Raw genomic sequence first — 23,346 nt, forward strand, 5'->3', positions numbered from 1 at the left:
TACGGTCGGTGCATGCGCACGCGACGGGCATTCGGTTCCTGGCAGTTCCCGGCGGCGATCGTGCTGCCCTTGTGGATCCTCCTCGGCTACGGGGTCTTCGGAGGATCGAGCGGCTGGACCGTGCTCGGCCTGGTGATCGCCCTCCCCATTCTGGCGGTCGCGCTGGCGGCTGTGGCCGCGATCGTCGCATTCCGGGTGACCGTTCGGCCCACGCGCACTCCCGCGTGGGGCGACGTGGCCGTGGTCGGCGCCTGGCACCTCTCCCTGATCGCCTTCGGCTTCTTCCCGCCCGGCGCCTGGGCGCTGGGCCTGCTCTCGGTGGTCCTCGGAGTGGCGGCCTTCTGGCACTCGGCGTGGCGGTTCCTCGCCGACGCGAAGGCCACTCTCCTCGCCTTCTCGGAGGCGGCGTCCGTGCAGGCCGAGGGCGCTCACCGCCCCGTCGCCGGCGAGGGCTTCGATCCGGAGCGCCCGCAGGACGGGCAGACCATCGTCCTCTGAGGGGTCGGGCGTCCCGAGAGGCGCTGTTCCCTGCGAGGCCCCGCCCTGCTCCACGGCTCGGCCCTCTCGACGGCTCTGCCCTCTGCATGGCTCTGCCTCTCGACGGCTCTGCCCTCCTCACGACCCTGCTTTGACTCGGATCGACGCGGCATGGCAGAATGAGCGCTTGTGCCTCGCGCAGGCTCTGCCACAGGGGAGCCGCGACGACGTGGGCACGACCGACTTCCATCAACGAAACGGTGTTCGACCTGTGGCGGGCACGGAGAGCGATACAGCATGCACATCCTCGATTCCGTCGATGCGGCGTCCCTCCGCAGCGATGTCCCGGACTTCCGCGCCGGCGACACCGTCAAGGTCCACGTCAACATCGTCGAGGGCTCCCGCTCGCGCATCCAGGTCTTCCAGGGCGTCGTCATCGGCCGCTCCAACGAGGGCGTCCGCGAGACCTTCACCGTCCGCAAGGTGAGCTTCCAGGTCGGCGTCGAGCGCACGTTCCCCGTGCACTCGCCGGTCATCGACCACATCGAGGTCGTCACCCGCGGTGACGTCCGTCGCGCGAAGCTCTACTACCTCCGCAACCTGCGCGGCAAGAAGGCCAAGATCAAGGAGAAGCGCGACGCCTGAGCGGCGTCCGCACGACTTCTCGGGAACCCCGGTCCACCTATGATGGTCCGGGGTTCCTCCCTTTCTCGGGGGTGATCCGTCCGGGGAGTCCACCCGGTGATGCACAGTAGGGGCGACGGCGAGCGATGACAGACAGCACGGCCCCGGTCCGCCTCCCCGGAGGCGAGGACCACGCCCGCCACTCGGCGGATCCGTCCGAGAAGCGCCCGCGCAAGCGCCGGGGTGTCCTGCTCTTCCTCCGCGACGTGCTGATCATCTTCGTGGTCGCGGTGCTCGTCTCCTTCCTCGTGAAGACCTTCCTGATCCGCTCGTTCTACATCCCCTCCTCCTCCATGGAGCAGACGCTCGTGGAGAACGATCGCATCCTCGTGAACGAGCTCGTGCCCGGAGTCGTGCCGATCTCGCGGGGCGACGTCGTCGTCTTCCGCGATCCCGGCGGATGGCTCTCGCCGAGCTCCGAGCCCTCCGTGCCGCCGTTCCAGGCCGCGGTCGACTCCGCCCTCGCGCTCGTCGGCCTCACCGCTCCCGACAGCAACGACCACCTCATCAAGCGCGTCATCGGCCTGCCGGGCGACCACGTGACCTGCTGCACGCCGCTCGGCCAGGTCGAGATCAACGGCAACCCGATCGACGAGCCCTACGTGAAGCTGCCGGACGGGGTGCAGGCCGTCTCGGCCACCCCCTTCGATGTCGTCGTGCCCGAGGGCTCGCTCTGGGTGATGGGCGACAACCGCTACAACTCCGCCGACTCCCGCTACAACACCGACAAGCCGGGCGGCGGCTTCGTGCCGATCGACAACGTCGTGGGCCGCGCGATCCTCGTCACCTGGCCCGTGCAGCAGTGGGCGTGGCTCGACGACTACCCGTCGGTGTTCCGCGGAGTCGACACCGAGGCCTCCGAGGAGGGCTCGGACGACGCGCAGAGCGGGCAGGGCTAGGTGGTCGTCGCCGAGCCGACGCTGACGCAGGAGCGGCGCCTCTTCCGGCAGGGTTACGAGACGGTCATCGGCTGCGACGAGGTCGGCCGCGGCGCGATCGCCGGCCCGGTCTCGGTCGGCGTCGTGTCGATCGGCAGCCGCTGCGGGCGCTTCCCCGAGGGGCTCCGCGACTCCAAGATGCTCGCTCCTGCCCGCCGCGAGGCGCTCCTGCCGGGAGTCGCGAAGTGGGTCTCGGCCTGGGCGATCGGCGAGTCCTCGGCGGACGAGATCGACGAGACCGGGATCATCGCGGGCCTCGGCCGCGCTGCGTCGAGGGGCATCGAGCGCCTCGCCGACCAGGGCGTCGACCTCGCCACCGCCGTCGTCCTCCTCGACGGCGCCCACGACTGGCTGACGCCCGCGCTGGGCGAGTGGGCGGCCGAGCTGACGATCGTCACCCGCGTGAAGGCCGACCGCGACTGCGCCGCCGTCTCCGCCGCCTCCGTGCTCGCGAAGGTGGGCCGGGACGGTCAGATGGTGCGCCACCACGACGACTTCGCCGACTACGCCTGGGACAGCAACAAGGGCTACGGCAGCGCCGCACACTGGGCGGGGATCGAGCGGGTCGGCCCGTCCCCGCTCCACCGGGTGACCTGGCTGTCGAAGTCGCGGGAGAGCGTCGAGGAGCCGCTCCCGGCGCTCGGGCCCGTCGGCTCGGCGTAGGATTGTCCAACGATGGATGAGGACGAATTCGAGGACTACGACCGCGAGGTCGAGCTGGCACTGTACCGGGAGTACCGCGACGTCGTCTCGCAGTTCTCGTACGTCGTCGAGACCGAGCGCCGGTTCTACCTGGCGAACGAGGTCGACCTGGTCCGCCGCGACACCGAGCACGACTTCTACTTCGAGCTCACCATGCGCGACGTGTGGGTCTGGGACGTCTACCGCTCCGACCGCTTCGTGAAGTCGGTGCGCGTGCTGACCTTCAAGGACGTCAACGTCGAGGAGCTCTCCCGCAAGGAGTTCGAGCTCCCCAAGGAGCTCGCGCTCGACGAGTAGCCCTCTGTCGCGGCAGGCTCCGGACCCCTTGCTGGTCGCGTAGCCGCCTCCGACGGCGTATCGAGACCCGGTGACCGGAGCCCCACCCCGCTCCGGAGCTCTCTCGGATCCGCGGCTCCGCGGGTCTCGTCTTCAGGCGGCGCGGATACATCCGCTGGTCGCGTAGCCGCACCCGGCGGCGTATCGAGACCCCGGCCCGACGTCCCTCCCCACCCGCCTCCTCGGTCCTCTTCTCCCCGGATCCCCTCCCGGCCGTCCGACGCTCGTTCCTGCTCCGGCACGCTTCCGGCAGGAGGACGCATGGACAAGGACGAACTGGGGCGGCGCGGCGAGGAGATCGCGGCGGCGCACCTGAGAGACAACGGATTCGAGATCCTCGACCGCAACTGGCGGGTCCGCGAGGGCGAGCTCGACATCGTGGCCCGCGACGGGTCGGCACTGGTCGTGGTGGAGGTGAAGACGCGCTCGTCGACGCGCTTCGGACTGCCGGTCGAGGCCATCACGCGGGCCAAGGCGCAGCGCCTGCGGCGACTCGCCTACGCCTGGGCCGACGAGCACCACGAGCGCTCCCGGCATCTGCGGATCGACGCGGTCGGCATCGTCGCTCCCGGGGGAGTCCCGTCGCAGATCCGGCACCTGCGGGCGGTGGCCTGATGGGCCTGGGGAGGACCTCCGCGGTCGGTCTCGTCGGCTTCGCGGGAGCCGTGGTCGGGGTGGAGGCCCACTCGGCCGACGGCACCCCGGGCATGGTGATCATCGGGCTGCCCGACGCCGCGCTCGCGCAGGCGAAGGAGCGGGTGCGCTCGGCGGCGATCAACTCCGGGAGCACCATCGCCGAGTACAAGATCACCGTGAACCTCTCGCCGGCCGCGATGCCCAAGCACGGCTCCGCCTTCGATCTCGCCATCGGGCTGGCCGCGCTCGCATCGCTCCGCGAGGTCGATGCGGAGTCGGTCGCCGCGGTCGTCCACATCGGGGAGCTCGGCCTGGACGGCCGACTGCGCTCCGTCCCGGGCGTGCTGCCCGCGGTGCTCGCGGCCGCCCGCGAGGGCAGGCGCCGCGTGATGGTCCCCGTCGAGGACCGGCTCGAGGCGGAGCTGGTCGACGGCGTCGAGGTGATCGCGGTCTCCTCGCTGGCGGCGGCCGCCGTCTGGCACGGAGCCGAGTGGGAAGTGCCGGTGCTCCCCGAGGCCGCGCCGCCGTCTGAGACGGTGTCCGAGCCGGAGGCCCGCCTCGACCTCTCCGACGTGGTGGGGAACGAGGAGGCGGCCGAGGCGATGGTCGTCGCGGCGGCGGGCGGGCACCACGTGTTCCTGCTCGGGCCTCCCGGCGCCGGGAAGACGATGCTCGCCTCGCGCCTGCCGGGCATCCTCCCCGACCTCGACGACGATGCAGCGCTCGAGGCCACCTGCATGCGCTCGCTCGTCGGAGCGCCGACCGGTGGCGCGCTGGTGCGCAGGCCGCCGTTCGAGAGTCCGCACCACTCGGCCTCGTCGGCAGCGATCGTCGGCGGCGGCAGCGGCCGCATCCGTCCCGGCGCGGTCGCCCGCGCCACCAGGGGCGTGCTGTTCCTCGACGAGGCCCCCGAGTTCTCGTCCGTCGCCCTCGACGCCTTGCGCCAGCCGCTCGAATCCGGCGTGATCCGCATCCACCGCGCGAACGCCGTCGCCGAGTTCCCCGCGCGGGTGCAGCTCGTCCTCGCGGCGAACCCGTGCCCGTGCGGCCGCTTCGGCATCCCCGGAGAGACCTGTACCTGCGCTCCCTCGGTCCGCCGCCGCTACCTCGCGCGGCTCAGCGGACCGCTGCTCGACCGCGTCGATATCCGCCTGACGGTCCGCCGCATCAGCGCGGCTCAGCTGGCCGCGCGCCGAGACATGTCCGGCGTGTCGACGGCACAGGCCCGCGATCGTGTCGCCGCGGCACGGTCCCTCGCAGCGGCTCGCCTCGCCTCCACCCCGTGGACGCTCAACTCGGAGGTCTCCGGCGCCTGGCTGCGCTCGGACGCGCTGCGCCCGACCAGTGCCGAGTCCCGCACGCTCGACCGGGCTCTGGAGCGAGGTCTCGTGACCATGCGCGGCTACGACCGGGTCCTGCGCCTGGCCTGGACGCTCGCGGACCTCGACGCAGCCGACCGGCCGAGTGCCGCCCATCTCTCGCGCGCGCTCGTCCTCCGGGGAGGTGCCGCGTGATCCGGCCCGACGCGCTCTTCGACGGCGCGGAGCTCGACGCCGTTCGCCGACTGCTGCCGAGCGGCGCAGCCGATCCGGACTCCGCTGCCGATGGCGAGCCTTCGGGTGAGTCCGGCTGCGCTCGGAGCGCACTCGTCGACGCTGCAGCCCGGTGCGGCTGGAACTCTCTGACCGAGCCCGGCGACTCCGTCGCAGCCCTCCTCATCGCGAGGGTCGGCGCGGCCGAGGCCTTCGCCCACGTCGTGTCCTCGTCGTCCGCGGAGGAGATCCTCGCGCCCCCGCATCGCGCTCCCTCCGACGAAGAAGGCCCGGCACCCGCGCCCCTCGACTCCGAGGTCGCCGCCCTCCAGTCGGGGCTGGCGCGCTGGCGACCGCGCCTGGACCGCAGGCTCCTGTTCCGGCGTCTCGAGATCGCCGAGCGACTCGGCGCCCGGCTGCTCCTGCCCGGGGCTCCCGTGTGGCCCGAGTCGCTCGACGACCTCGGGCCGCACGCGCCACTTCTGCTCTGGCTGCGCGGTGATCCCGCCGCCTTCGATCCGCCGCACCGCCTCGCCCTCGTCGGCGCCCGCGCTGCCACCGGCTACGGCGAGCACGTCGCCGCCGAGCTCGCCGCGGGCGTCGCGGCGCGAGGCGTCTCCGTCGTCTCGGGCGGTGCCTTCGGGATCGACGCGGTCGCCCACCGTGCCACCCTCGGCTCGGGAGGCAGGACGGTCGCCTTCCTCGCCGGGGGAGCGGACCGCCTCTACCCGACGGCTCACGCCGACCTCCTCCACCGCATCATCGCCACTCCCGGCTGCGCCGTCGCGACGGAGGTCCCGCCGGGCACAACGCCCACCCGCTGGCGATTCCTGCAGCGCAACCGCCTCATCGCGGCCTCCACGTCCGGCACCGTCGTCGTCGAGGCCGGCGCCCGCTCCGGCTCCCTCAACACCGCCGGCCACGCCGCTGCCCTGGGCCGCCCCCTCGGCGCGGTCCCGGGCCCGGTCACCAGCGCCTCCTCCGCCGGCTGCCACCGGCTCTTCCGCGAGTACGCGGCGACCTGCGTCACCTCGCCGCCGGACGTGCTCGAACTGCTCGGGGTCGGTGACGAGGACGGTCCGACCGACGGCCGGACGGAGGCGGAAGCACGAGTACTCCAGCATCTGACTGAGCGGGTGGAGGGCTGCGGCGCCGCTGCGATCGCCGCGGAGACGGGTCAGACCAGTGCCGACACGATCGCCGCCCTGGGCTCCCTTCTCTCGGAGGGCCTCGCCGTGCAGACGGAGACCGGACAGTGGAGGCGGGGGGCGAGAGCAGCGCGAGAGGCGCGATCTCCGGCTCCGGAGAGGGACGGATCAGTGTGATCCCGGCCGGCAGTGAGCGGGGCTGCGCCCCCTCCGTCGACTACGTCTGGGGAGTCGGGGCGAAGATGCCGACAAGACCCCCGGCGACGAGCGAGGCGATCGTGTAGGCCGCCGACGCGTCCTGGCCGAGGCCGCTGAGAACCAGGGCACCGACCAGGGCGACCAGGACGACGGCAGCGAGGACGGGGACGATCCTGGTCAAGATCTTCATCTTGTTCGACTCGTTCGTGAGCGTGTAGCCGTACTTCGCGGCCAGAACCCCGGCGAGTTCGCGGGCGTCCTCCTCGGGCAGGCTCTCGACCTGGCTCTTCGCGGCGAGGCCCGCGGAACTGAACGTCGTCATCGTCTTTCCTTCCTCATCGAATGAAAGTGAGCGAACCGTACTGCCGCCTCCGAGCAGTCACAAGGGGACTTCGGAAGTACGTCTTCCACGGCCGAGCCGCGGCCGAGGATCCGACACCGTCCGGGAAGGTCCGCCCGACATCGACACTGATGCTGATGCTGATGCTGATGCTGATGCTGATGCTGATGCTGATGCTGATGCTGATGCTGATGCTGATGCTGACGCTGACGCTGACGCTGACGCTGACGCCGATGCCGACGCCGACGTTGCTTCGTCGGTACGAGGCGCGGCCGCCGGTCCACGAACTGCTGCACGGGTAATCCGTGCACGGGGCGGCCCCGCCGCCGCGGCGCTGTCGGCGGTCCGCCCTACGCTGAAGGGGCATCGGCGAGGGGAGCGGCATGGACGCCACGGCAGCAGGACACGGCGGAGAGCGCCCGCAGCTCGGGCACTTCCGCGCCGCCGACAGGGTCATCGCGCATCTGAGCGACACGCACCTGCTGGCCGACGGCGCTCCGCTCTACGGGAAGGTCGACACGGTCGCCCGTCTCGCGCAGGCGGTCGGCCGGCTGGCCGAGCGCGGCGGACGCCTGGACGCGATCGTCGTCACCGGGGACGTCGCGGACCGCGGCGAGGAGGACGCCTACCGGCGCGTGCGCGAGCAGCTCGACCCCGTGGGCGAGCGGTTCGGCTGCCCGATCGTCTGGGTGATGGGCAACCACGACGAGCGCGGAGCGTTCCGGCGGGTGCTCCTCGAGCAGGACCCGGCGGGCGCGGGACCCGTGGACCAGGTCGTCGACCTCGGCGGGCTCCGGCTGATCGCGCTCGACAGCGCGGTGCCCCGCTTCCACCACGGCGACCTCACCGACGCCCAGCTGGCCTGGCTGAAGGACGAGCTCGCCGCACCGGCCCCGCTGGGGACGATCCTCGCTCTGCACCACCCTCCGCTGCCCACGCCGCTCGGCGCGATGACCGTGCTCGAGCTGCGGGGGATCGACCGCCTCGAGGAGGTGGTGCGCGGTACCGACGTCCGCGCGATCCTCGGCGGCCACCTGCACTACCCCACGGCAGCGACCTTCGCGGGCGTGCCCGTGCTCGTGGCCGGCGCCACCAGCTACACGATGGATCTCGGAGCGCCCGTGCGGGAGCTCGCCGGCATCGACGGAGCGCAGAGCCTCTCGCTCGTCCACGTCCACCCGGAGACGGTGGCCGCCTCGTTCGTGCCGACGGCGCCGGCCCCGATCGCGACGCGGTTCGGCACCGACCTGATCGAACGGCTCGAGGGGCTCGACGAGCAGGGGCGCATCGACCTCTGGTCGCGGATGCCGGACGGATCATGACCGGCGAGACGCTCGCCGACTCGGTCGAGCACTTCCTCCGCTACGTCCTCGACGAGCGGTCCCTCTCGCCCGCCACCGCGAAGGGCTACCGCTCCGACCTCGCGCGCCTGATCGCCCACACCGAGGAGAAGGGGCGGGTCCTCACCGCTGAGCTCGACCTCGAGCTGCTGCGCGACTGGCTCTGGCGCGAGTCGGAGTCGGGCATCGCCCGCGCGACCCTCGCCCGGCGCACCGCGGCCGTCCGCTCCTTCTCCTCCTGGGCGCAGCGGTCCGAGCGGCTTCCCCTCGACGTCGCCGCGCGCCTCAAGACGCCCAAGTCGGGACGGACACTGCCGCGGGTCCTGACGCTCCCGCAGGCGGAACAGGTGCTCGACACGGTCGCGGCGCGCGGCGCGACAGAGGACCCGGTGGCGCTGCGGGACCTCGCGATCGTCGAGCTGCTCTACGCCTCCGGCATCCGCGTCTCCGAGCTGGTCGCCGTCGACCTGGGCGACGTCGATCTCGGCCGGCTCACCGTGCTCGTCACCGGCAAGGGCGCCAAGCAGCGGGTCGTCCCGTTCGGCGTCCCCGCGAAGGAGGCGCTCGTCGACTACCTGGAGCGCGCCCGACCCTCTCTCGCCACCGGCGACGGGAGCGGGGCCCTGCTGCTGGGACGGCGGGGCGCGCGCCTCACCCCGCGCACGGTCTACGGCGTGGTGGCGAGGCTCCTCGACGGCGGGCAGGGCTCCGGACCGTCCGGTCCGCACACCCTCCGCCACACCGCGGCGACCCATCTGCTCGACGGCGGAGCCGACCTCCGCGCCGTCCAGGAGCTGCTCGGCCACGCGAGCCTGGGCACCACGCAGATCTACACCCACGTCTCGACCGAGCGGATCCGCGACGCCTACCGCCTCGCCCACCCCCGCGCCTGACCGGACGCGCGAGTCGCTGGACGCACCCTTCCGCGCCACTCGCTGAACCTCCTGCGCCACGTCGTCCATCGGCAGAAGCACCGCCCGGGGGATCCCGCCGAAGAACCGCATCGGCGAGACGTAGTCGCCACCCTCGCGGACGCCGAGGTGCACGCACCTTTCGTCGCAGTGGCCGCCCGCACCCACTGCTCCGACGGGCTGGCCCGCGGTGAGGACCTGCCCCGCCGTCACCGATCCGTCGACCGGCTCGACCGTCGAGACCAGACCGTCCGCGTGCAGGATGCTCACCACGGACCGGTCGATCACCCTGCCCGAGAACGACACGGTGCCCGCCGCGACGGCGACCACGGGCTGCCCGGCCGCTGCCGCGAGGTCGATCCCGCGGTGCCCGGGGGCGTAGCGGTGGGCAGGCGCGCCCCACGGCTCCACGACGGAGAAGCCCGCGACGGGGGAGGTCCACCGCGGGTCGGACCGGCCGGGGGACGAGGTGCCGGAGGGCGAGGCGCCGAGAGGCGCCCCGACGAGCAGAGCGGCGAGGGCGAACACGCCCGGGCGCAGGAGTGGGGATCGGAGCATGCGGCCACCATCCCGGAGCCGGTCCGCGACCGGTGGTCGGCCGAGCGGATCAGGGGAGGAGAGCGCGACGGGCCCGGCTGTGGAGGGAGGACATCGGCCGGGGGAGAGCGCAACCCGTCCCGGCGGTGCCGCGGCGAGGAGTAACGTGCCGGTGATCCGGCTCGGGAGCGGCACCCCGCCCCCACCGGCGGCGAGAATCGGAGACGACCATGACCAGCGGACGATCTGACACGACCAGCGGGAGAGCGGACATCCCGAACCCCTCGGCGGCGAAGCTGAAGAGGAAGGTGATCGGCCTCGCGATCGCGGCGGCGGTCGGCGGCTTCCTCTTCGGCTTCGACTCGTCGGTGGTGAACGGTGCCGTGGAGGCGGTGCAGGGCGAGTTCCAGCTCTCGGCCGCGCTGATCGGCTTCGCCGTCGCCTCCGCGCTGCTCGGCTGCGCACTCGGCGCGTACCTCGCGGGCCGCCTGGCCGACCGCTGGGGCCGCATCAAGGTCATGCTGCTCGGCGCCGGGCTCTTCTTCATCTCCTCCATCGGCGCCGGCGCGGCGTTCGCGGTCTGGGACCTCGTGCTCTGGCGCGTGGTCGGCGGCCTCGGCATCGGCATCGCCTCCGTGATCGCTCCGACCTACATCTCGGAGATCGCGCCCAAGGCCATCCGCGGAGCCCTCGCATCGCTGCAGCAGCTGGCGATCACGCTCGGCATCTTCGCCGCCCTGCTCTCGGACACCCTCATCGCGAACGGCGCGGACGGCGCCTCCGAGCCCTTCTGGTTCGGCGTCGCCGCCTGGCGCTGGATGTTCATCGCCTGCGCCGTGCCGGCCGTGATCTACGGCCTCCTGGCCCTGACCCTGCCGGAGTCGCCCCGCTACCTCGCGACCCGCGGCCGCTCCGAGGACGCCCGCGCGGTGCTCGCGACGGTCACGCCGCGCGACGAGGTCGACGAGGCGCTCGCGGACATCCAGAAGAAGATCGACGAGGACTCCGAGAACGCGAAGCGCTCCAGCCTCCGTGGCCCCGCCCTCGGCCTGCTCCCGGTGGTCTGGGTCGGCATCCTGCTATCGGTGTTCCAGCAGTTCGTGGGCATCAACGTGATCTTCTACTACTCCACCTCGCTCTGGAGCGCGGTCGGATTCGACGAGTCCAACTCCTTCGCGATCTCGGTCTTCACCTCGGTCGTGAACGTCGTCGTCACCTTCGTGGCGATCTTCCTGGTCGACAAGGTCGGCCGGAAGCCGCTGCTGCTGGTCGGCTCGGCCGGCATGGCCGTCTCGCTCGCGCTGATGGCCATCGCCTTCAGCCAGTCCACGATCAGCGGAGAGGACGTCTCGCTGCCCGGCGCGTGGGGCCCGATCGCCCTCGTCTCGGCGAACGCGTTCGTCGTCTTCTTCGGTGCGACCTGGGGCCCGCTGGTGTGGGTCCTCCTCGGCGAGATCTTCCCGAACCGGATCCGGGCGGCCGCGCTCGGCCTGGCGGCCTCGGCCCAGTGGATCGCGAACTTCGCCATCACGGTGACGTTCCCGATCCTCTCGCAGGACGTGTCGCTCACCCTGGCCTACGGCCTCTACGCCGCCTTCGCGGCGATCTCGTTCGTGTTCGTCTTCATGTTCGTGCCCGAGACCAAGGGCCGCTCGCTGGAGGAGATGGACACCCTGCACATCCGCACCGTGATGAAGTCGGCGCGCAAGTAGCACCGGCCTCCCGCGCCCCGACGGCCGCCCTCCCGCAGCAGCGGGGGAGGCGGCCGTCCTGGTGCTAGACTCCACGGAGCACCTCGCTCGTCGGGGTGACTACGCGCGCCCATTCGGCCTCCGCTCCCCACGGTCCCTCTCCGCTCACGCGGCCGGGGCGGGAGTGCGCCGGGCGCCAGGGCGACGTGCCGACCGGCCGTCGCAGACAACCGAACGGGAGTTCGGCGCCGTCGTGCGCCCGGGCCCCGAGACAAGGAGAACGACTCATGGCAGTCGTCACCATGCGCCAGCTGCTCGACAGCGGCGTCCACTTCGGGCACCAGACCCGTCGCTGGAACCCGAAGATGAAGCGCTTCATCCTGACCGAGCGCTCGGGCAGCTACATCATCGACCTCCAGCAGTCGCTGGCCTACATCGACAAGACCTACGACTTCGTCAAGGAGACGGTCGCCCACGGCGGCACCATCCTCTTCGTCGGCACCAAGAAGCAGGCGCAGAACGCGATCTCGGAGCAGGCGACCCGCGTCGGCCAGCCCTACGTGAACCAGCGCTGGCTCGGCGGCCTCCTGACCAACTTCCAGACGGTCTCGAAGCGCCTCGCCCGCATGAAGGAGCTGGAGGAGCTCGACTTCGACGACACGTCGAAGAGCGGCTTCACCAAGAAGGAGCTCCTCATCAAGAAGCGCGAGCTCGACAAGCTGCACAAGTCGCTCGGCGGCATCCGCAACCTCTCGAAGACGCCGTCGGCCCTCTGGGTCGTCGACACCAAGAAGGAGCACCTCGCGATCGACGAGGCCAAGAAGCTGGGCATCCCGGTCATCGGCATCCTCGACACGAACTGCGACCCGGACGAGGTCCAGTACCCGATCCCGGGCAACGACGACGCGATCCGCTCGGTGAGCCTGCTCACCCGCATCGTCGCCGACGCCGCGGCCGAGGGCCTCATCCAGCGCCACCAGAAGCCCGAGGCCGAGGGCAACGTCTCCGCCGTCGAGCCGCTGGCCGAGTGGGAGCAGGAGCTGCTCTCCACCGGTGCGCCCGCCGCCGACGTGCAGGAGCCTAACGAGCAGGCCGGCGCGGAGACCGAGAAGGTCGCCGACGCCGAGGCCGAGACCGCCGACGAGGCCGTCGTCGAGGCCGAGACCCCCGCCGCGGAGGAGGCCCCCGAGGCCGACGCCGCCGCGACCTCGACCGACGAGACCGCCACCGCCTGACACCCCGTTCCGTGACGGGGGTCGGACGCCGCACCCGCGGTCGTCCGGCCCCCGCTCGGTCGGTGCACGTTCACCACGAGTAAGAACCGCCGTCACCTCGGCGTGCTGGGCTCCTCCCGTGAGCCCGCCGCCGCGAGTGACGGCGCCACAGGGTTTCCGAACCAAGAGGAGTTCCGAGAACATGGCAAATTTCAGCCTCGCTGACGTCAAGACGCTGCGCGAGCAGCTCGGTACCGGCATGGTCGACACGAAGAACGCGCTCGTCGAGGCCGACGGCGACCTGGACAAGGCGGTCGAGATCCTCCGCCTCAAGGGCGCCAAGGGCAACGCGAAGCGCGCCGACCGCTCCACGAGCGAGGGCCTCGTCGCCGCCGCCGAGAAGGACGGCGTCGCCACGATGATCGAGCTCGCGTGCGAGACCGACTTCGTCGCCAAGGGCACGAAGTTCATCGCCCTCGCCGACGCTGTGCTCGCCGCGGTCGTCGCCGCCGGCTCCACCACGGTCGAGGAGGCCCTCGCGGCCCCCGCCGACGGCAAGACCGTCGCCGACCTCATCAACGACGAGGCCGCGATCCTCGGCGAGAAGGTGGAGCTGCGCCGCGTGGCCTCCGTCTCCGGCGAGCACTTCGCGATCTACCTCCACAAGACGAACAAGGACCTGCCCCCGCAGGTCGGCGTGGTCGTCGGCTACGCGGGCGAGGACGCCGAGACCGCGCGCTCCGTCGCCCAGCACATCTCGTTCGCGAACCCGTCCTACCTCTCGCGCGAGGACGTGCCGCAGTCCGAGGTCGACAACGAGCGCCGCATCGTCGAGGAGATCTCGCGCGGCGAGGGCAAGCCCGAGGCCGCCCTGCCGAAGATCATCGAGGGACGCGTGAACGCGTACTTCAAGCAGGTCGCCCTGCTCGACCAGGACTACGCGAAGGACAACAAGCTGTCCGTCAGCAAGGTCCTGAGCGACGCGGGCCTGACCGTGTCGGGCTTCGCCCGCTTCAAGGTCGGCGCCTAACAGCACTGCAGGAGGGAGTCCGGGTCGTTCAGTCGACCCGGGCTCCCTTCGCTCTGCCCGGGGCGGTCCCGGGCGTGGTCGCGGGGCCCGCTCCGCGCGGGATAGGTTTGTACGGGTCTACGGGAGGAAACGTCCATGACGGAGACGGATGCGATGACGACGGGCAAGCGCCGCAGGGTGCTTCTGAAGCTGTCGGGGGAGGCGTTCGGAGCCGGTACGCTCGGCGTGAACCCGGACGTGATCAGCGCCCTGGCGCGCGAGATCGCCGATGCCGCGACCGAGGTGGAGATCTCGGTGGTCGTCGGCGGCGGCAACTTCTTCCGAGGAGCCGAGCTCTCGCAGCGCGGCATGGACCGCGGCCGGGCCGACTACATGGGCATGCTGGGCACAGTGATGAACGCCCTCGCCCTCCAGGACTTCCTCGAGCAGGCGGGCGCCGAGACGCGTGTGCAGTCCGCGATCGCGATGACGCAGGTCGCGGAGCCCTACATCCCCCGCCGGGCGATCCGGCACATGGAGAAGGGCCGCGTCGTCATCTTCGGCGCCGGCGCCGGACTCCCGTACTTCTCGACCGACACGGTCGCCGCGCAGCGCGCGCTCGAGACGCACGCCGACGTGGTCCTCGTCGCCAAGAACGGCGTGGACGGCGTGTACGACGCCGACCCGCGGACGAACCCCGACGCGAAGAAGCTCGACGCGCTGACCTACCAGGAGGCGCTCCAGCGGGGCCTCAAGGTGGTCGACTCCACCGCGTTCAGCCTCTGCATGGACAACGGCATGCCGATGCAGGTCTTCGGCATGGAGCCCTCGGGCAACGTCGCGAAGGCCATCCGCGGCGCCGAGCTCGGCACGCTCGTCTCGAACTAGACTGACCACTTCCCTCTCTTAAGGAGCTCCCTGTGATCTCGGATGTACTGGCCGACGCGAAGACCAAGATGGGCAAGGCCGTCGAGGTCGCCAAGGAGGACTTCTCCACGGTCCGCACCGGACGCGCGAACCCCGGCATGTTCCAGAAGGTGCTGGTGAGCTACTACGGCACCCCGACGCCGCTGTCGCAGCTCGCCTCGATGCAGAACCAGGAGGCCCGCACGCTCGTCCTGACGCCCTACGACAAGGGCTCGCTGCGCGACATCGAGCAGGCCATCCGGGACATGCCGAACCTCGGCGCGAACCCGACCAACGACGGCACGATCATCCGCGTGACCCTGCCGGAGCTCACCGCCGAGCGCCGCAAGGAGTTCGTCAAGATCGTCCGCACCAAGGCCGAGGACGCCAAGATCGCGGTGCGCAACATCCGCCGCAAGGGCAAGGACGACCTCGACGCGCTGAAGGGCGACATCGGCGACGACGAGCTCTCCCGCGGTGAGAAGGAGCTCGAGGCGCTCACGAAGCAGCACGTCGACGCGATCGACGAGGCGCTCAAGCGCAAGGAATCCGAACTGCTCGAGGTGTAGCGGTGCCCGAGATCCCCGAAGGACCCGAGGGCGGCGAGAAGAGACCGTCTCCGCACGTCCCGGGTGCCCGGGGATCCCGGATGGTCACCCGCGACGCGCTGCGTGCGCGCGCCCAGCAGGGCCGGGCCGACGTCGAGCGCCAGCTCGAGGCGACCCGCGCCCAGCTCGAGGCGACGAACGACCGCCTCACCGCGCGCTCGGGCCGGAACCTCGTGTCGGCGACCGCGATCGGACTCCTCGGCGGCGGCGCGATGGTCGTCAGCCTGCTGCTGGTCAAGGAGCTCTTCATGGTGCTCGCGGGGGTGGCGGTGCTGCTCGCGGCGCTCGAGCTCTCGAACGCCCTGCGCCACGCCGGTCGCGACATCCCGCGCATCCCGACCGGGATCGTGGCGGTCGTCGCCGTGCCGGCCGCCTACTACGGCGGCCTCGGCGCCGCGTGGGCCACGGTCCTCGGCGGATCCGTCCTCGTCGGCCTCTGGCGGCTGGGGGAGCAGCTCTTCCGGCGCACCGCCTCGAGCCGGAGGGACCTCGCCCTCGACATCGGCCTCGGCGCGTTCGTCCAGGGCTACACGACCTTCCTCGGCGCCTTCGCGATCCGTCTCGTCGCCGAGCCCGGCGGCCAGCTCTGGGCGTTCGCGTTCCTGGTGCTCGTGATCGTCGTCGACACCGGCGCCTACGTGAGCGGACTCACCTGGGGCAAGCACCCGATGGCACCGCGGATCAGCCCGAAGAAGACCTGGGAGGGGTTCGCCGGTGCGGCCGTCGCGGGGATCGTCGTCGGCGTCCTGCTCGCCCTGCTGATGCTCGGCCAGCCCTGGTGGGTCGGTGCGGTGTTCGGGGCCGTGGTGCTGCTCACCGCGACGCTCGGCGACCTCGCCGAGTCGCTGATCAAGCGCGACATCGGCATCAAGGACATGAGCTCCTGGCTGCCCGGCCACGGAGGAGTCCTCGACCGGCTGGACTCGATCCTGCCGTCGGCCGCAGCGGCCTACGTGCTGTACTTCCTCTTCGCCCACTGAGCGGGCGCCTCACCGGGGCGTGCCGATTCCGCTCCCGGCGCGCGGCTTGGCATGATGTCGGGATGACCGCTCCCTTCCCCCGAGCCCGCGAGTCCCGTCCCGGCTACGACACGGCCGAGGTCGACTCCTTCCTCGCGTCGGCGCGCGAGGCCTACTCGCAGCTCTCCGGGGGACCGGCGGACCTCCGCGCCGCCGACCTGCGCCACACCGCGTTCACCCTGCGCAAGGGCGGCTACTCCGCGCCCCACGTCGATGCGGCGCTCGAGCGCCTCGAGGACGCCTTCGCCCTGCGGGAGCGCCAGTACGCGATCGCGGCCCGGGGCGAGGAGGCGTGGCTCGCGGACGCGCGGTCGACCGCCCAGGAGATCGTGAACCGGCTGGCCCGCGCTCCCCGCGAGCGGTTCACCCGGGCCGGCGCTCTCACGACGGGCTACAACATCCGCCAGGTCGACGCCTTCGCCGACCGGATCTCCGGCTACTTCCGCGACGGATCGGTGCTGACCGTGGACGACGTGCGGACCGTCTCCTTCGCCCCGCAGCGCGGCGGGTACGCCGAGGCCCAGGTCGACCTGCTGCTCGACACGGTCGTCGACGTGATGCTGGCGGTCCGCTGACCGGAGCCGGATCTGCTGGCCGATCAGGTCATCGTCCGTTATGCTTTCGTAATCGTGGCTCAGCATCCTCAGACCTCCGTCGCCCACACGCCCGCGAACCGCACCAGCGGTCGCCCGGCGGTCCCGCACCAGACCCCGGTGCGGCGCTCCTGGGCTCGGATCCCGGTGACGGTGCTGGCCTTCACGGCGTCCATCGCGTTCGCCATGGTGAACGTCGTCGATCCCTCCAGCGGCGCGGTCGCGTCCCCCTACTACCAGGCTCCGGCGCGCTTCAACGGCGACTCCGCGCAGCGACTCGTCGTCGCGGACGCCGTCGAGCGGACCGTCCAGCGCGACTCGTTCGGCGCCGAGGCGAAGCCGACGCCCACTCCGACCCCGACGCCCACCCCGACCGAGACTCAGACCCCTTCCGCGACCGCCGACGAGGAGGAGTCGGGCTCCGCCGAGGCCGAGACCGCCGCTCCCGTCCAGCGCGCCGCCGCTCCGGATCCCGGATCCGCGAAGGCCATCGCGTACGACATGATCGTGCAGCGCGGCTGGGCCGACAGCGAGTACGACTGCCTCGTCCTCCTCTGGAACCGCGAGTCCGGCTGGAACGTCTACGCCGAGAACAAGTCCAGCGGTGCCTACGGCATCCCGCAGGCACTCCCCGGCAGCAAGATGGCGACGGCCGGCTCCGATTGGGCGACCAACGCGAGCACCCAGATCACCTGGGGCCTCGGCTACATCTCCGGCCGCTACGGCTCGCCCTGCGGCGCCTGGGCCCACTCCGAGTCGGTCGGCTGGTACTGATCGTTCCCCTCCGCTCGGCACCGCGTCCGGCGGGCTGAGGCGCTCGCTACCCTGGTGCCGTGGATTACGCGCTGCTCGGGGTCGTCGGGATCATCACGGTCGTCACCGTCGCGCGGTTCTCGAGCCGCCTCGGGATCGCCGCACCGCTGCTCCTGGTCGTCATCGGTATCGGCGCGTCCTACCTCCCCGGGGTCCCGGACATCGAGGTCGAGCCTGAGCTGATCCTCGCGGGCGTGCTGCCGCCGCTGCTGTACTCGGCCGCGATCCAGGTGCCCCTCACCGACTTCCGGCGGAACCTGCGCTCGATCTTCGGGCTCTCGGTGCTGCTGGTCGTCGTGACCGCCCTCGTGGTGGGCGGCTTCCTCTACCTCGTGTTCCCCGATCTGAGCCTGCCCGCAGCGATCGCTCTGGGCGCCGTCGTGAGCCCGACCGACGCGGTGGCAGCGACCTCGATCGGCAAGAAGCTCGGACTCCCGCCCCGCCTGGTGACGGTGCTCGAGGGCGAGAGCCTCGTGAACGACGCGTCGGCGCTGGTGCTGCTGCGCGCCGCGACGGCTGCGGCGGCCGTGGTCGGCGCCTCCGTCACGACCGACGCGATCGACGTGGGCGAGGTGGGGGTCCTCTTCGTCTACTCCGTCCTGATGGCGATCGTCCTCGGACTGGTGATGGGCGTGCTCACCGTCTTCGTGCGCTCGAAGCTGCGGGACCCGGTGCTCGACACCGCCGTGTCCTTCGCCGTGCCGTTCCTGGCCTACATCCCGGCCGAGGAGCTGGGCGCGTCCGGGGTGCTCGCCGTCGTGGTCACCGGGATCTACACGGGGCACAACAGCGCGCGCTTCCTCTCGCCGCAATCGCGGATCAGCGAGCGGGTGAACTGGCGGACGGCGCAGTTCCTGCTCGAGAACGGCGTCTTCCTGCTCATGGGCGCCGAGATCAAGGCGATCGTCTCCGGGGTCGTGGACCCGGGCGAGTTCGGAGTGGGCACCGCGGTGCTGCTGGGTCTGGCCACCGTGGTCATCCTGATCGTGCTGCGGGCCCTCTTCGTGTGGCCGCTGCTCCTCTGGCTGCGCAGCTCCGGTCGGCGGGCGGAGCGGATCAACCGGCGGCTGGCGGTGGGCCTGATGCGACTGCGCAACAGCGCCACCAGCGATGAGCGCTTCCGGCGGCGGCAGGTGCGAGCGGAGCGGCTCTACCTCCGGCGCGAGACCGATCTGGCCGCGACCGCGAGTGAGGCGTTCGGCTGGCGCGGAGGAGTCGTCCTGTCCTGGTCCGGGATGCGCGGCGTGGTCACGCTCGCCGCGGCCCAGTCGCTGCCGGACGAGACTCCCTACCGCTCCCAGCTGATCCTGATCGCCTTCACCGTCGCCGTCGTGACGCTGCTCCTGCAGGGTGCGACGCTCCCCGCGCTGATCCGGCTCACCGGCATCCAGGGCACCGACGGAGAGGCCGACCGCCGCGAGCTCGCGACGCTGCTCGACGAGGTCGCGGCCACGGGCATCCAGGCCCTCCCCGAGGCGGTGGCGGAGCTGCCCGACGGCGAGGCGGGCGAGCGCGTCCTCGAGCGCGTGCGCCGCGACACTCTGACCCGCTCGCAGGTGGCGTGGGAACAGGTCGGCCGCGCGGAGGACGCGCCCCTCGGCCCGCACGCGCAGTACCTGCGGCTGCGCCGAGCGGTCCTGCTCGCCGAGCGGGAGGCGCTGCTGGACGCACGGGGGCGCGGGGTCTACTCCTCGCGGACGCTGCGGCGGGCGCAGCTGATGCTCGACGCTGAGGAGACCCGGCTCGAGATGGACGACAGCTCCCACTGACGGAAGGGGCCCGGCGGCGGCCTCCTAGACTGGGGGGATGCCGCGCAGCAACAGACCCCGGGGCAGCCGCCGTGACGACGACGACGAGCAGCGCGACCTCTCGCAGATGCTCGCCGGCTTCCGGCGCACAGAGTCGCACGCCGGCCGGGAGTGGAACGTGCAGCCCGTCTCCGCAGCGCGGGCCGTGAAGAACTACCTCTGCCCGGGCTGCGGGCTCACCATCGACATCGGCCAGCCGCACCTGGTCACCTGGCGGGCCGACGGCGCGCTCGGCGACGCGGCCGACCTGGCCGGCCGCCGCCACTGGCACACGCACTGCTGGAGAATCCGAGGAGCACGATGACCCACGAGATCCGCGGAGGCGTCGTCCTCCCCGCCCGCCGCGAGGACATCGAGCTGCACACGGCCGACGGGCTGACCCTTGTCGGGGAGCTCGCGCTGCCCCTGGAGCGCGAGCCGGTCGCGACCCTGATCACCCTGCATCCGCTGCCCACCCACGGCGGCTTCATGGACTCGCACATCCTGCGGAAGGCCGCCGCCCGCCTGCCCGCGCTCGCCGACCTGGCGGTCCTCCGCTTCAACACCCGCGGCACCGCGTCGCCGCGCGGCACGAGCGAGGGCGCCTTCGGACACGGCACCGAGGAGCGCGCCGACGTCGCCGCAGCCCTGGCGCTCGTCGCGGACCGCGGACTGCCGCACCCCTGGCTGGTCGGCTGGTCCTTCGGCACCGAGCTCGCGCTGAAGTGGGGGAGGGAGCACCCCGTCGAGGGAGCGATCCTGCTCTCGCCGCCGCTGCACCGCACGAGCGCGGAGGAGGTCGCCGCCTGGGGCCAGGACGGCCGCCCGCTCGTGGCGCTCGTCCCGGAGTTCGACGACTACCTGCGGCCGGAGGCGGCCGCCGAGCGCTTCGCGAGCGTGCCGCAGCTGGACCTCGTCGCCGTGGAGGGCGGGAAGCACCTCTGGGTCGGCGAGGCGCAGACCCGCCGGGTCCTCGACGAGATCGTGCGCGTGGTTGCGCCCGCCTCGTCCCCGCTGCCGACGGAGTGGACGGGCGAGCTCGGCTGAGCCCGCCCGTGCGGCGACCGCCTAGCGGCCGGACGAGTCGCCGTCGGAGTCGGAGTCGTCGCCGTCGCTGTCGTCCGCGAGTCCGTCGATGTGGCCGATGAGCCCGCGCAGTCCGGACACGTAGCCGGCGATCGCGTCGCGCTCGGTGCGGATCTCGTCGAGGCGCCGCTCGGCGGTGTCCATCAGCTCGCGGCTGCGGCGCTCCGCGTCCGCGACGAGCTTCTGCGCCTGGTCGCGCGCGTCGTCGAGGAGGGCGTCGGAGTCGTCCTGGGCCTTCCGGCGCAGTCGCGTCGTGTCGTCGAGGGCGTCGCTGCGGAGGGCGTCCGCCTCGAGGCGCTTGTCGTTCGCGCGTCGGATGGCGTCGGCGAGCTGCAGGTTCGACTCGTCGAGGTAGCGCTGGGTCTGCGCGACGGCCTCCTGGTGGCGGAGCAGGTCGTCGCGGTCGGCCTCCTCGCGGCGCGCGGCGAGCTCGACCACCAGGTCGATCCGGGCCTGCTCGACCTCGCGCGAGAGCGCAGCGGCCTCGTCGGCGGACGCGGCGCGCAGGCCCGCCAGCTCGGCGTCGAGCACGGCGACGGCCTCGGCGCGCTCCTGGGTGAGCCGGGTGCGCTGGTCGGCGATCTCGCGCGCACCCTCGGCGCGGACTGCGGCGACCTCGGCGTCGAGCGCGGCGCGGGTCGAGAGCACCTCGGCCTCGACCGCCGCGCGCGCCTGGGCGACCTCGGCCTCGACGGCCGCCCGGAGCCGGTCCACCTCGGAGGCGACCTCGGCCCGCAGGAGCTCGTTGGCCTGGGCGAGGCGGGCGGCCTCGGCGCGGGCGACCTCGATCTCGCGGGCGGCGACGGCGCGCATCTCCGCGGCCTCGCGCTCGGCCTCGGAGCGGATCGCGGCGGCCTCGCGCTTCGCGGTGGCGCGGGTCTCGGCGGCCTCGGTCGCCACGGTGCCGCGGATCGCGGCGGCCTCGCGGACGGCGTCCTGCGTCATCACGTCGCGGTCGTCGGCGGCCTTGCCGAGCGTCGCCGCGGCCTGCGCCTCGGACTCGTCGCGGGTCCGGTCCGCACGGCGGCGCGCCTCGGTCACCAGGCGCTCGGCCTCGTCGCGCGCCTCCTGGAGGATGCGGTCGCCGTCGTCGCGGGTGGATCGGCGGAGGGCGGAGGCGTCGTTCTCGGCCTGGGCGATGATCCGCTCGGACTGCTCCTCGGCCACGCGCAGGGTGTGCTCGAGCTTGGCGCCCAGGCCGGCGTAAGTGGGAGTGCCGACCTGCTGCAGCTCCTTCTCGAGGCCCTCGATCCGGGAGGACAGGCGCTTCACCTCGCGGCCGCTCTCGGCCGCCTGGGTGTTCGAGTGGATGAGCTCGCGGCGCAGGCCCTGGACGGCCTTGTCGACCTCGTCCCGGTCGTAGCCACGGAACACCTGGGTGAATTCGGCCTCGTCGTTCGCCACGTCGTCTCCTTCAGAGCAGGACCGCGGTGGGGCTCGCGGCACTGGGAAAGTGTATTCAGCAGGGAGGCCGCGGCCGGGGCGACACCCGCACCGCGCGCCGCTCGGGCCGCACTCTCGGCTTCTCCCGGGCATCGGAGCGAGGGCATCGGCTATCGTGGACTGTCTTTGTCTGTTGCCGTCGCGCCCCGGTCCGGCTGCGTACCCCGAGCCGGCCCCGGCCGTCACCCCGATCCGGCAACGCAGGAGGAGTACTTTCGTGCGGTTCGTCTTCGCCATCATCGCCACCGTCATCGCTGCCGCGATGATCGTGCTCGGCATCGGTCAGCGGACGGTCTGGGCTCCTCCGGAGTCCCTCACCGCCGAGACCGCGCTCGACTCCTCCGCTCCCTACGCGGTCATCGACGGCAGCACCCTGGGCGCCAACCCGGGCCGCCAGACGATCACGGTCGAGGGCAGCGGCGATCTCGTCGTCGCCTACGCACCGACCTCCGACGTGCTGGGCTGGGTGGGCGGCTCGAGCTACGACGCCATCGGCTACGAGCGCGCCGACGACACCCTCACCTCCGCGGAGGAGACGGGGGAGCGCGTCCAGCTCTCCTCCGACGTCGAGACCGCCGACGCGGCGGTCGTCGATCCTCGCGGCTCCGACCTCTGGCTCGAGGAGTTCGAGGGGAGCGGCAGCGTGACCCTGGCGCTCGACGTGCCGGAGGACGTCTCCATCCTCATCGCGAGCGACGGCACCGCGCCGGCAGCCGACTCCGTGCGCGTCAGCTGGCCCGTGGACACCGCGACGCCCCTCGCCGGCCCGCTGCTGCTCGGAGGAGCCGTGTTCCTCCTCCTCGGCCTCGTCCTCTACATCTGGGCCTTCGTCCACCTGCGCCGCCAGCACGGCCCGCGCCGGAAGGGACCGCAGGGCCGGATCCCCCGCGGTGCCCGCCGCCCCCGGCCGCGTGCCGGGATCCAGGCCTCCACGGCGTCGCCGGCGCCCTCGCGCCGCCGGGCCGCCCTGGTGCTGCCCGTCGTCCTCGGGACGACGGTCCTCCTCTCCGGCTGCAGCTCCGACTACTGGCCGGATCTCGCCGCGGGCGCGAGCGAGGCGCCGACCGCGTCCGCCACGGCGACCGCGGGGGCAGAGCCGGTCTCGGCCGAGCCGACCCCCGTTGTCACCACGCAGCAGGCGGAGGCCGTCGTCGCCGAGGTCGCCGATGTCGCGTCGCGCGCCGACGCCGCCCGGGACGCCGGGATCCTCGCCGAGCGCTTCCAGGGCGAGGCGCTCACCGAGCGCACCACCAACTACGACGTCGTCGCCAAGGGCGGGACGATCGACCCGCCGCAGACGATCCCGGCCTCCCCGGTGAGCCTGGTGCTCCCGCAGGACACGGAGTCGTGGCCGCGCCTGGTGACCGCCGTCGTGCAGAACTCGACGGACTCCACCCA

At 72.3% G+C, this 23,346-nt stretch carries 24 protein-coding genes and 2 pseudogenes; 23 read left to right on the top strand and 3 right to left on the bottom strand.

Features of this window, described 5'->3' with window-relative positions:
- The first annotated feature begins 12 nt into the window (after nucleotides 1-12).
- The 8 genes from C5C27_RS05890 (at nucleotide 13) to dprA (ending at nucleotide 6,630) form a co-directional block, all read left to right on the top strand.
- Nucleotides 13-498 (top strand): DUF4175 domain-containing protein, encoded by a 486-nt coding sequence (locus C5C27_RS05890; RefSeq protein WP_146079610.1) that lies wholly within the window; start codon nucleotides 13-15, stop codon nucleotides 496-498.
- A gap of 276 nt (nucleotides 499-774) precedes the next feature.
- On the top strand, nucleotides 775-1,122 hold the full coding sequence (rplS, locus tag C5C27_RS05895; protein ID WP_104223904.1) for a 50S ribosomal protein L19: 348 nt from the start codon (nucleotides 775-777) through the stop codon (nucleotides 1,120-1,122).
- Between the two features lie 125 nt (nucleotides 1,123-1,247).
- Complete coding sequence (lepB, locus tag C5C27_RS05900; protein WP_104250528.1) at nucleotides 1,248-2,060, top strand: signal peptidase I; 813 nt, start codon at nucleotides 1,248-1,250, stop codon at nucleotides 2,058-2,060.
- On the top strand, nucleotides 2,061-2,762 hold the full coding sequence (locus C5C27_RS05905) for a ribonuclease HII (RefSeq protein ID WP_104226870.1): 702 nt from the start codon (nucleotides 2,061-2,063) through the stop codon (nucleotides 2,760-2,762).
- 12 nt (nucleotides 2,763-2,774) lie between these two features.
- Nucleotides 2,775-3,098, top strand: coding sequence for a DUF2469 domain-containing protein (locus C5C27_RS05910; RefSeq protein ID WP_055792576.1), 324 nt, complete (start codon nucleotides 2,775-2,777; stop codon nucleotides 3,096-3,098).
- A 300-nt stretch (nucleotides 3,099-3,398) separates the two neighbouring features.
- Complete coding sequence (locus C5C27_RS05915) at nucleotides 3,399-3,752, top strand: YraN family protein (protein WP_104223901.1); 354 nt, start codon at nucleotides 3,399-3,401, stop codon at nucleotides 3,750-3,752.
- Nucleotides 3,752-5,287 (top strand): YifB family Mg chelatase-like AAA ATPase, encoded by a 1,536-nt coding sequence (locus C5C27_RS05920; protein WP_104313878.1) that lies wholly within the window; start codon nucleotides 3,752-3,754, stop codon nucleotides 5,285-5,287. Before C5C27_RS05915 ends, C5C27_RS05920 begins: the two co-directional genes overlap by 1 nt.
- A complete protein-coding gene (dprA, locus tag C5C27_RS05925; RefSeq protein ID WP_258066517.1) occupies nucleotides 5,284-6,630 on the top strand; it encodes a DNA-processing protein DprA in 1,347 nt (448 codons plus the stop codon). Before C5C27_RS05920 ends, dprA begins: the two co-directional genes overlap by 4 nt.
- Nucleotides 6,631-6,670: 40 nt before the next feature.
- On the opposite strand, the gene C5C27_RS05930 is transcribed toward dprA, so the two are convergent.
- A complete protein-coding gene (locus tag C5C27_RS05930) occupies nucleotides 6,671-6,973 on the bottom strand; it encodes a hypothetical protein (protein WP_104238527.1) in 303 nt (100 codons plus the stop codon).
- 155 nt (nucleotides 6,974-7,128) lie between these two features.
- Between C5C27_RS05930 and C5C27_RS17955 the strand changes: the two genes are divergently transcribed.
- The 3 genes from C5C27_RS17955 (at nucleotide 7,129) to C5C27_RS05945 (ending at nucleotide 9,224) form a co-directional block, all read left to right on the top strand.
- A complete protein-coding gene (locus C5C27_RS17955; protein WP_181133460.1) occupies nucleotides 7,129-7,293 on the top strand; it encodes a hypothetical protein in 165 nt (54 codons plus the stop codon).
- A gap of 81 nt (nucleotides 7,294-7,374) precedes the next feature.
- A complete protein-coding gene (locus tag C5C27_RS05940; RefSeq protein WP_104313880.1) occupies nucleotides 7,375-8,313 on the top strand; it encodes a phosphodiesterase in 939 nt (312 codons plus the stop codon).
- The gene (locus tag C5C27_RS05945; RefSeq protein WP_104238524.1) at nucleotides 8,310-9,224 is read left to right on the top strand and encodes a tyrosine recombinase XerC; all 915 of its coding nucleotides are present in this window, start codon (nucleotides 8,310-8,312) and stop codon (nucleotides 9,222-9,224) included. The genes C5C27_RS05940 and C5C27_RS05945 overlap by 4 nt, the downstream gene beginning before the upstream one ends.
- Before the next feature lie 123 nt (nucleotides 9,225-9,347).
- Here C5C27_RS05945 and C5C27_RS18815 read toward each other — a convergent pair.
- Nucleotides 9,348-9,800 (bottom strand): annotated as a pseudogene (locus C5C27_RS18815) (murein hydrolase activator EnvC family protein); the annotation flags it as partial.
- 209 nt (nucleotides 9,801-10,009) lie between these two features.
- Here C5C27_RS18815 and C5C27_RS05955 point away from each other — a divergent pair.
- The 11 genes from C5C27_RS05955 (at nucleotide 10,010) to C5C27_RS06005 (ending at nucleotide 20,466) form a co-directional block, all read left to right on the top strand.
- On the top strand, nucleotides 10,010-11,491 hold the full coding sequence (locus tag C5C27_RS05955) for a sugar porter family MFS transporter (RefSeq protein WP_104223897.1): 1,482 nt from the start codon (nucleotides 10,010-10,012) through the stop codon (nucleotides 11,489-11,491).
- Nucleotides 11,492-11,757: 266 nt separating this feature from the next.
- Nucleotides 11,758-12,705 (top strand): 30S ribosomal protein S2, encoded by a 948-nt coding sequence (gene rpsB, locus C5C27_RS05960; protein WP_104223896.1) that lies wholly within the window; start codon nucleotides 11,758-11,760, stop codon nucleotides 12,703-12,705.
- Nucleotides 12,706-12,886: 181 nt separating this feature from the next.
- On the top strand, nucleotides 12,887-13,714 hold the full coding sequence (gene tsf, locus C5C27_RS05965; protein WP_104223895.1) for a translation elongation factor Ts: 828 nt from the start codon (nucleotides 12,887-12,889) through the stop codon (nucleotides 13,712-13,714).
- A gap of 153 nt (nucleotides 13,715-13,867) precedes the next feature.
- Nucleotides 13,868-14,581 carry a UMP kinase gene (gene pyrH, locus C5C27_RS05970; protein WP_374952923.1) on the top strand — a complete coding sequence of 238 codons (714 nt, stop codon included), beginning with the start codon at nucleotides 13,868-13,870 and terminating at the stop codon, nucleotides 14,579-14,581.
- Nucleotides 14,582-14,613: 32 nt separating this feature from the next.
- The gene (gene frr / locus C5C27_RS05975) at nucleotides 14,614-15,168 is read left to right on the top strand and encodes a ribosome recycling factor (protein ID WP_104223893.1); all 555 of its coding nucleotides are present in this window, start codon (nucleotides 14,614-14,616) and stop codon (nucleotides 15,166-15,168) included.
- 80 nt (nucleotides 15,169-15,248) lie between these two features.
- Complete coding sequence (locus C5C27_RS05980) at nucleotides 15,249-16,187, top strand: phosphatidate cytidylyltransferase (protein WP_104238522.1); 939 nt, start codon at nucleotides 15,249-15,251, stop codon at nucleotides 16,185-16,187.
- Nucleotides 16,188-16,249: 62 nt separating this feature from the next.
- Entirely contained in the window at nucleotides 16,250-16,801 is a 552-nt protein-coding gene (locus tag C5C27_RS05985; RefSeq protein ID WP_104226865.1) for a DivIVA domain-containing protein, read from the top strand.
- Between the two features lie 54 nt (nucleotides 16,802-16,855).
- The gene (locus C5C27_RS05990) at nucleotides 16,856-17,593 is read left to right on the top strand and encodes a lytic transglycosylase domain-containing protein (protein WP_258062621.1); all 738 of its coding nucleotides are present in this window, start codon (nucleotides 16,856-16,858) and stop codon (nucleotides 17,591-17,593) included.
- A 59-nt stretch (nucleotides 17,594-17,652) separates the two neighbouring features.
- Entirely contained in the window at nucleotides 17,653-19,401 is a 1,749-nt protein-coding gene (locus tag C5C27_RS05995; RefSeq protein WP_104260590.1) for a sodium:proton antiporter, read from the top strand.
- A 37-nt stretch (nucleotides 19,402-19,438) separates the two neighbouring features.
- On the top strand, nucleotides 19,439-19,744 hold the full coding sequence (locus C5C27_RS06000; protein WP_181110258.1) for a hypothetical protein: 306 nt from the start codon (nucleotides 19,439-19,441) through the stop codon (nucleotides 19,742-19,744).
- A complete protein-coding gene (locus C5C27_RS06005) occupies nucleotides 19,741-20,466 on the top strand; it encodes an alpha/beta hydrolase (protein ID WP_104313881.1) in 726 nt (241 codons plus the stop codon). The genes C5C27_RS06000 and C5C27_RS06005 overlap by 4 nt, the downstream gene beginning before the upstream one ends.
- A 21-nt stretch (nucleotides 20,467-20,487) precedes the next feature.
- On the opposite strand, the gene C5C27_RS06010 is transcribed toward C5C27_RS06005, so the two are convergent.
- A complete protein-coding gene (locus tag C5C27_RS06010) occupies nucleotides 20,488-21,909 on the bottom strand; it encodes a DivIVA domain-containing protein (protein WP_104313882.1) in 1,422 nt (473 codons plus the stop codon).
- 256 nt (nucleotides 21,910-22,165) lie between these two features.
- On the opposite strand from C5C27_RS06010, the pseudogene C5C27_RS06015 reads away from it, so the two are divergent.
- A pseudogene (locus C5C27_RS06015) lies at nucleotides 22,166-23,346 on the top strand (hypothetical protein); the annotation flags it as partial.

Source organism: Rathayibacter sp. AY2B7 (assembly GCF_002931635.1).
In the GTDB taxonomy this organism is placed as follows: Bacteria; Actinomycetota; Actinomycetes; order Actinomycetales; family Microbacteriaceae; genus Rathayibacter.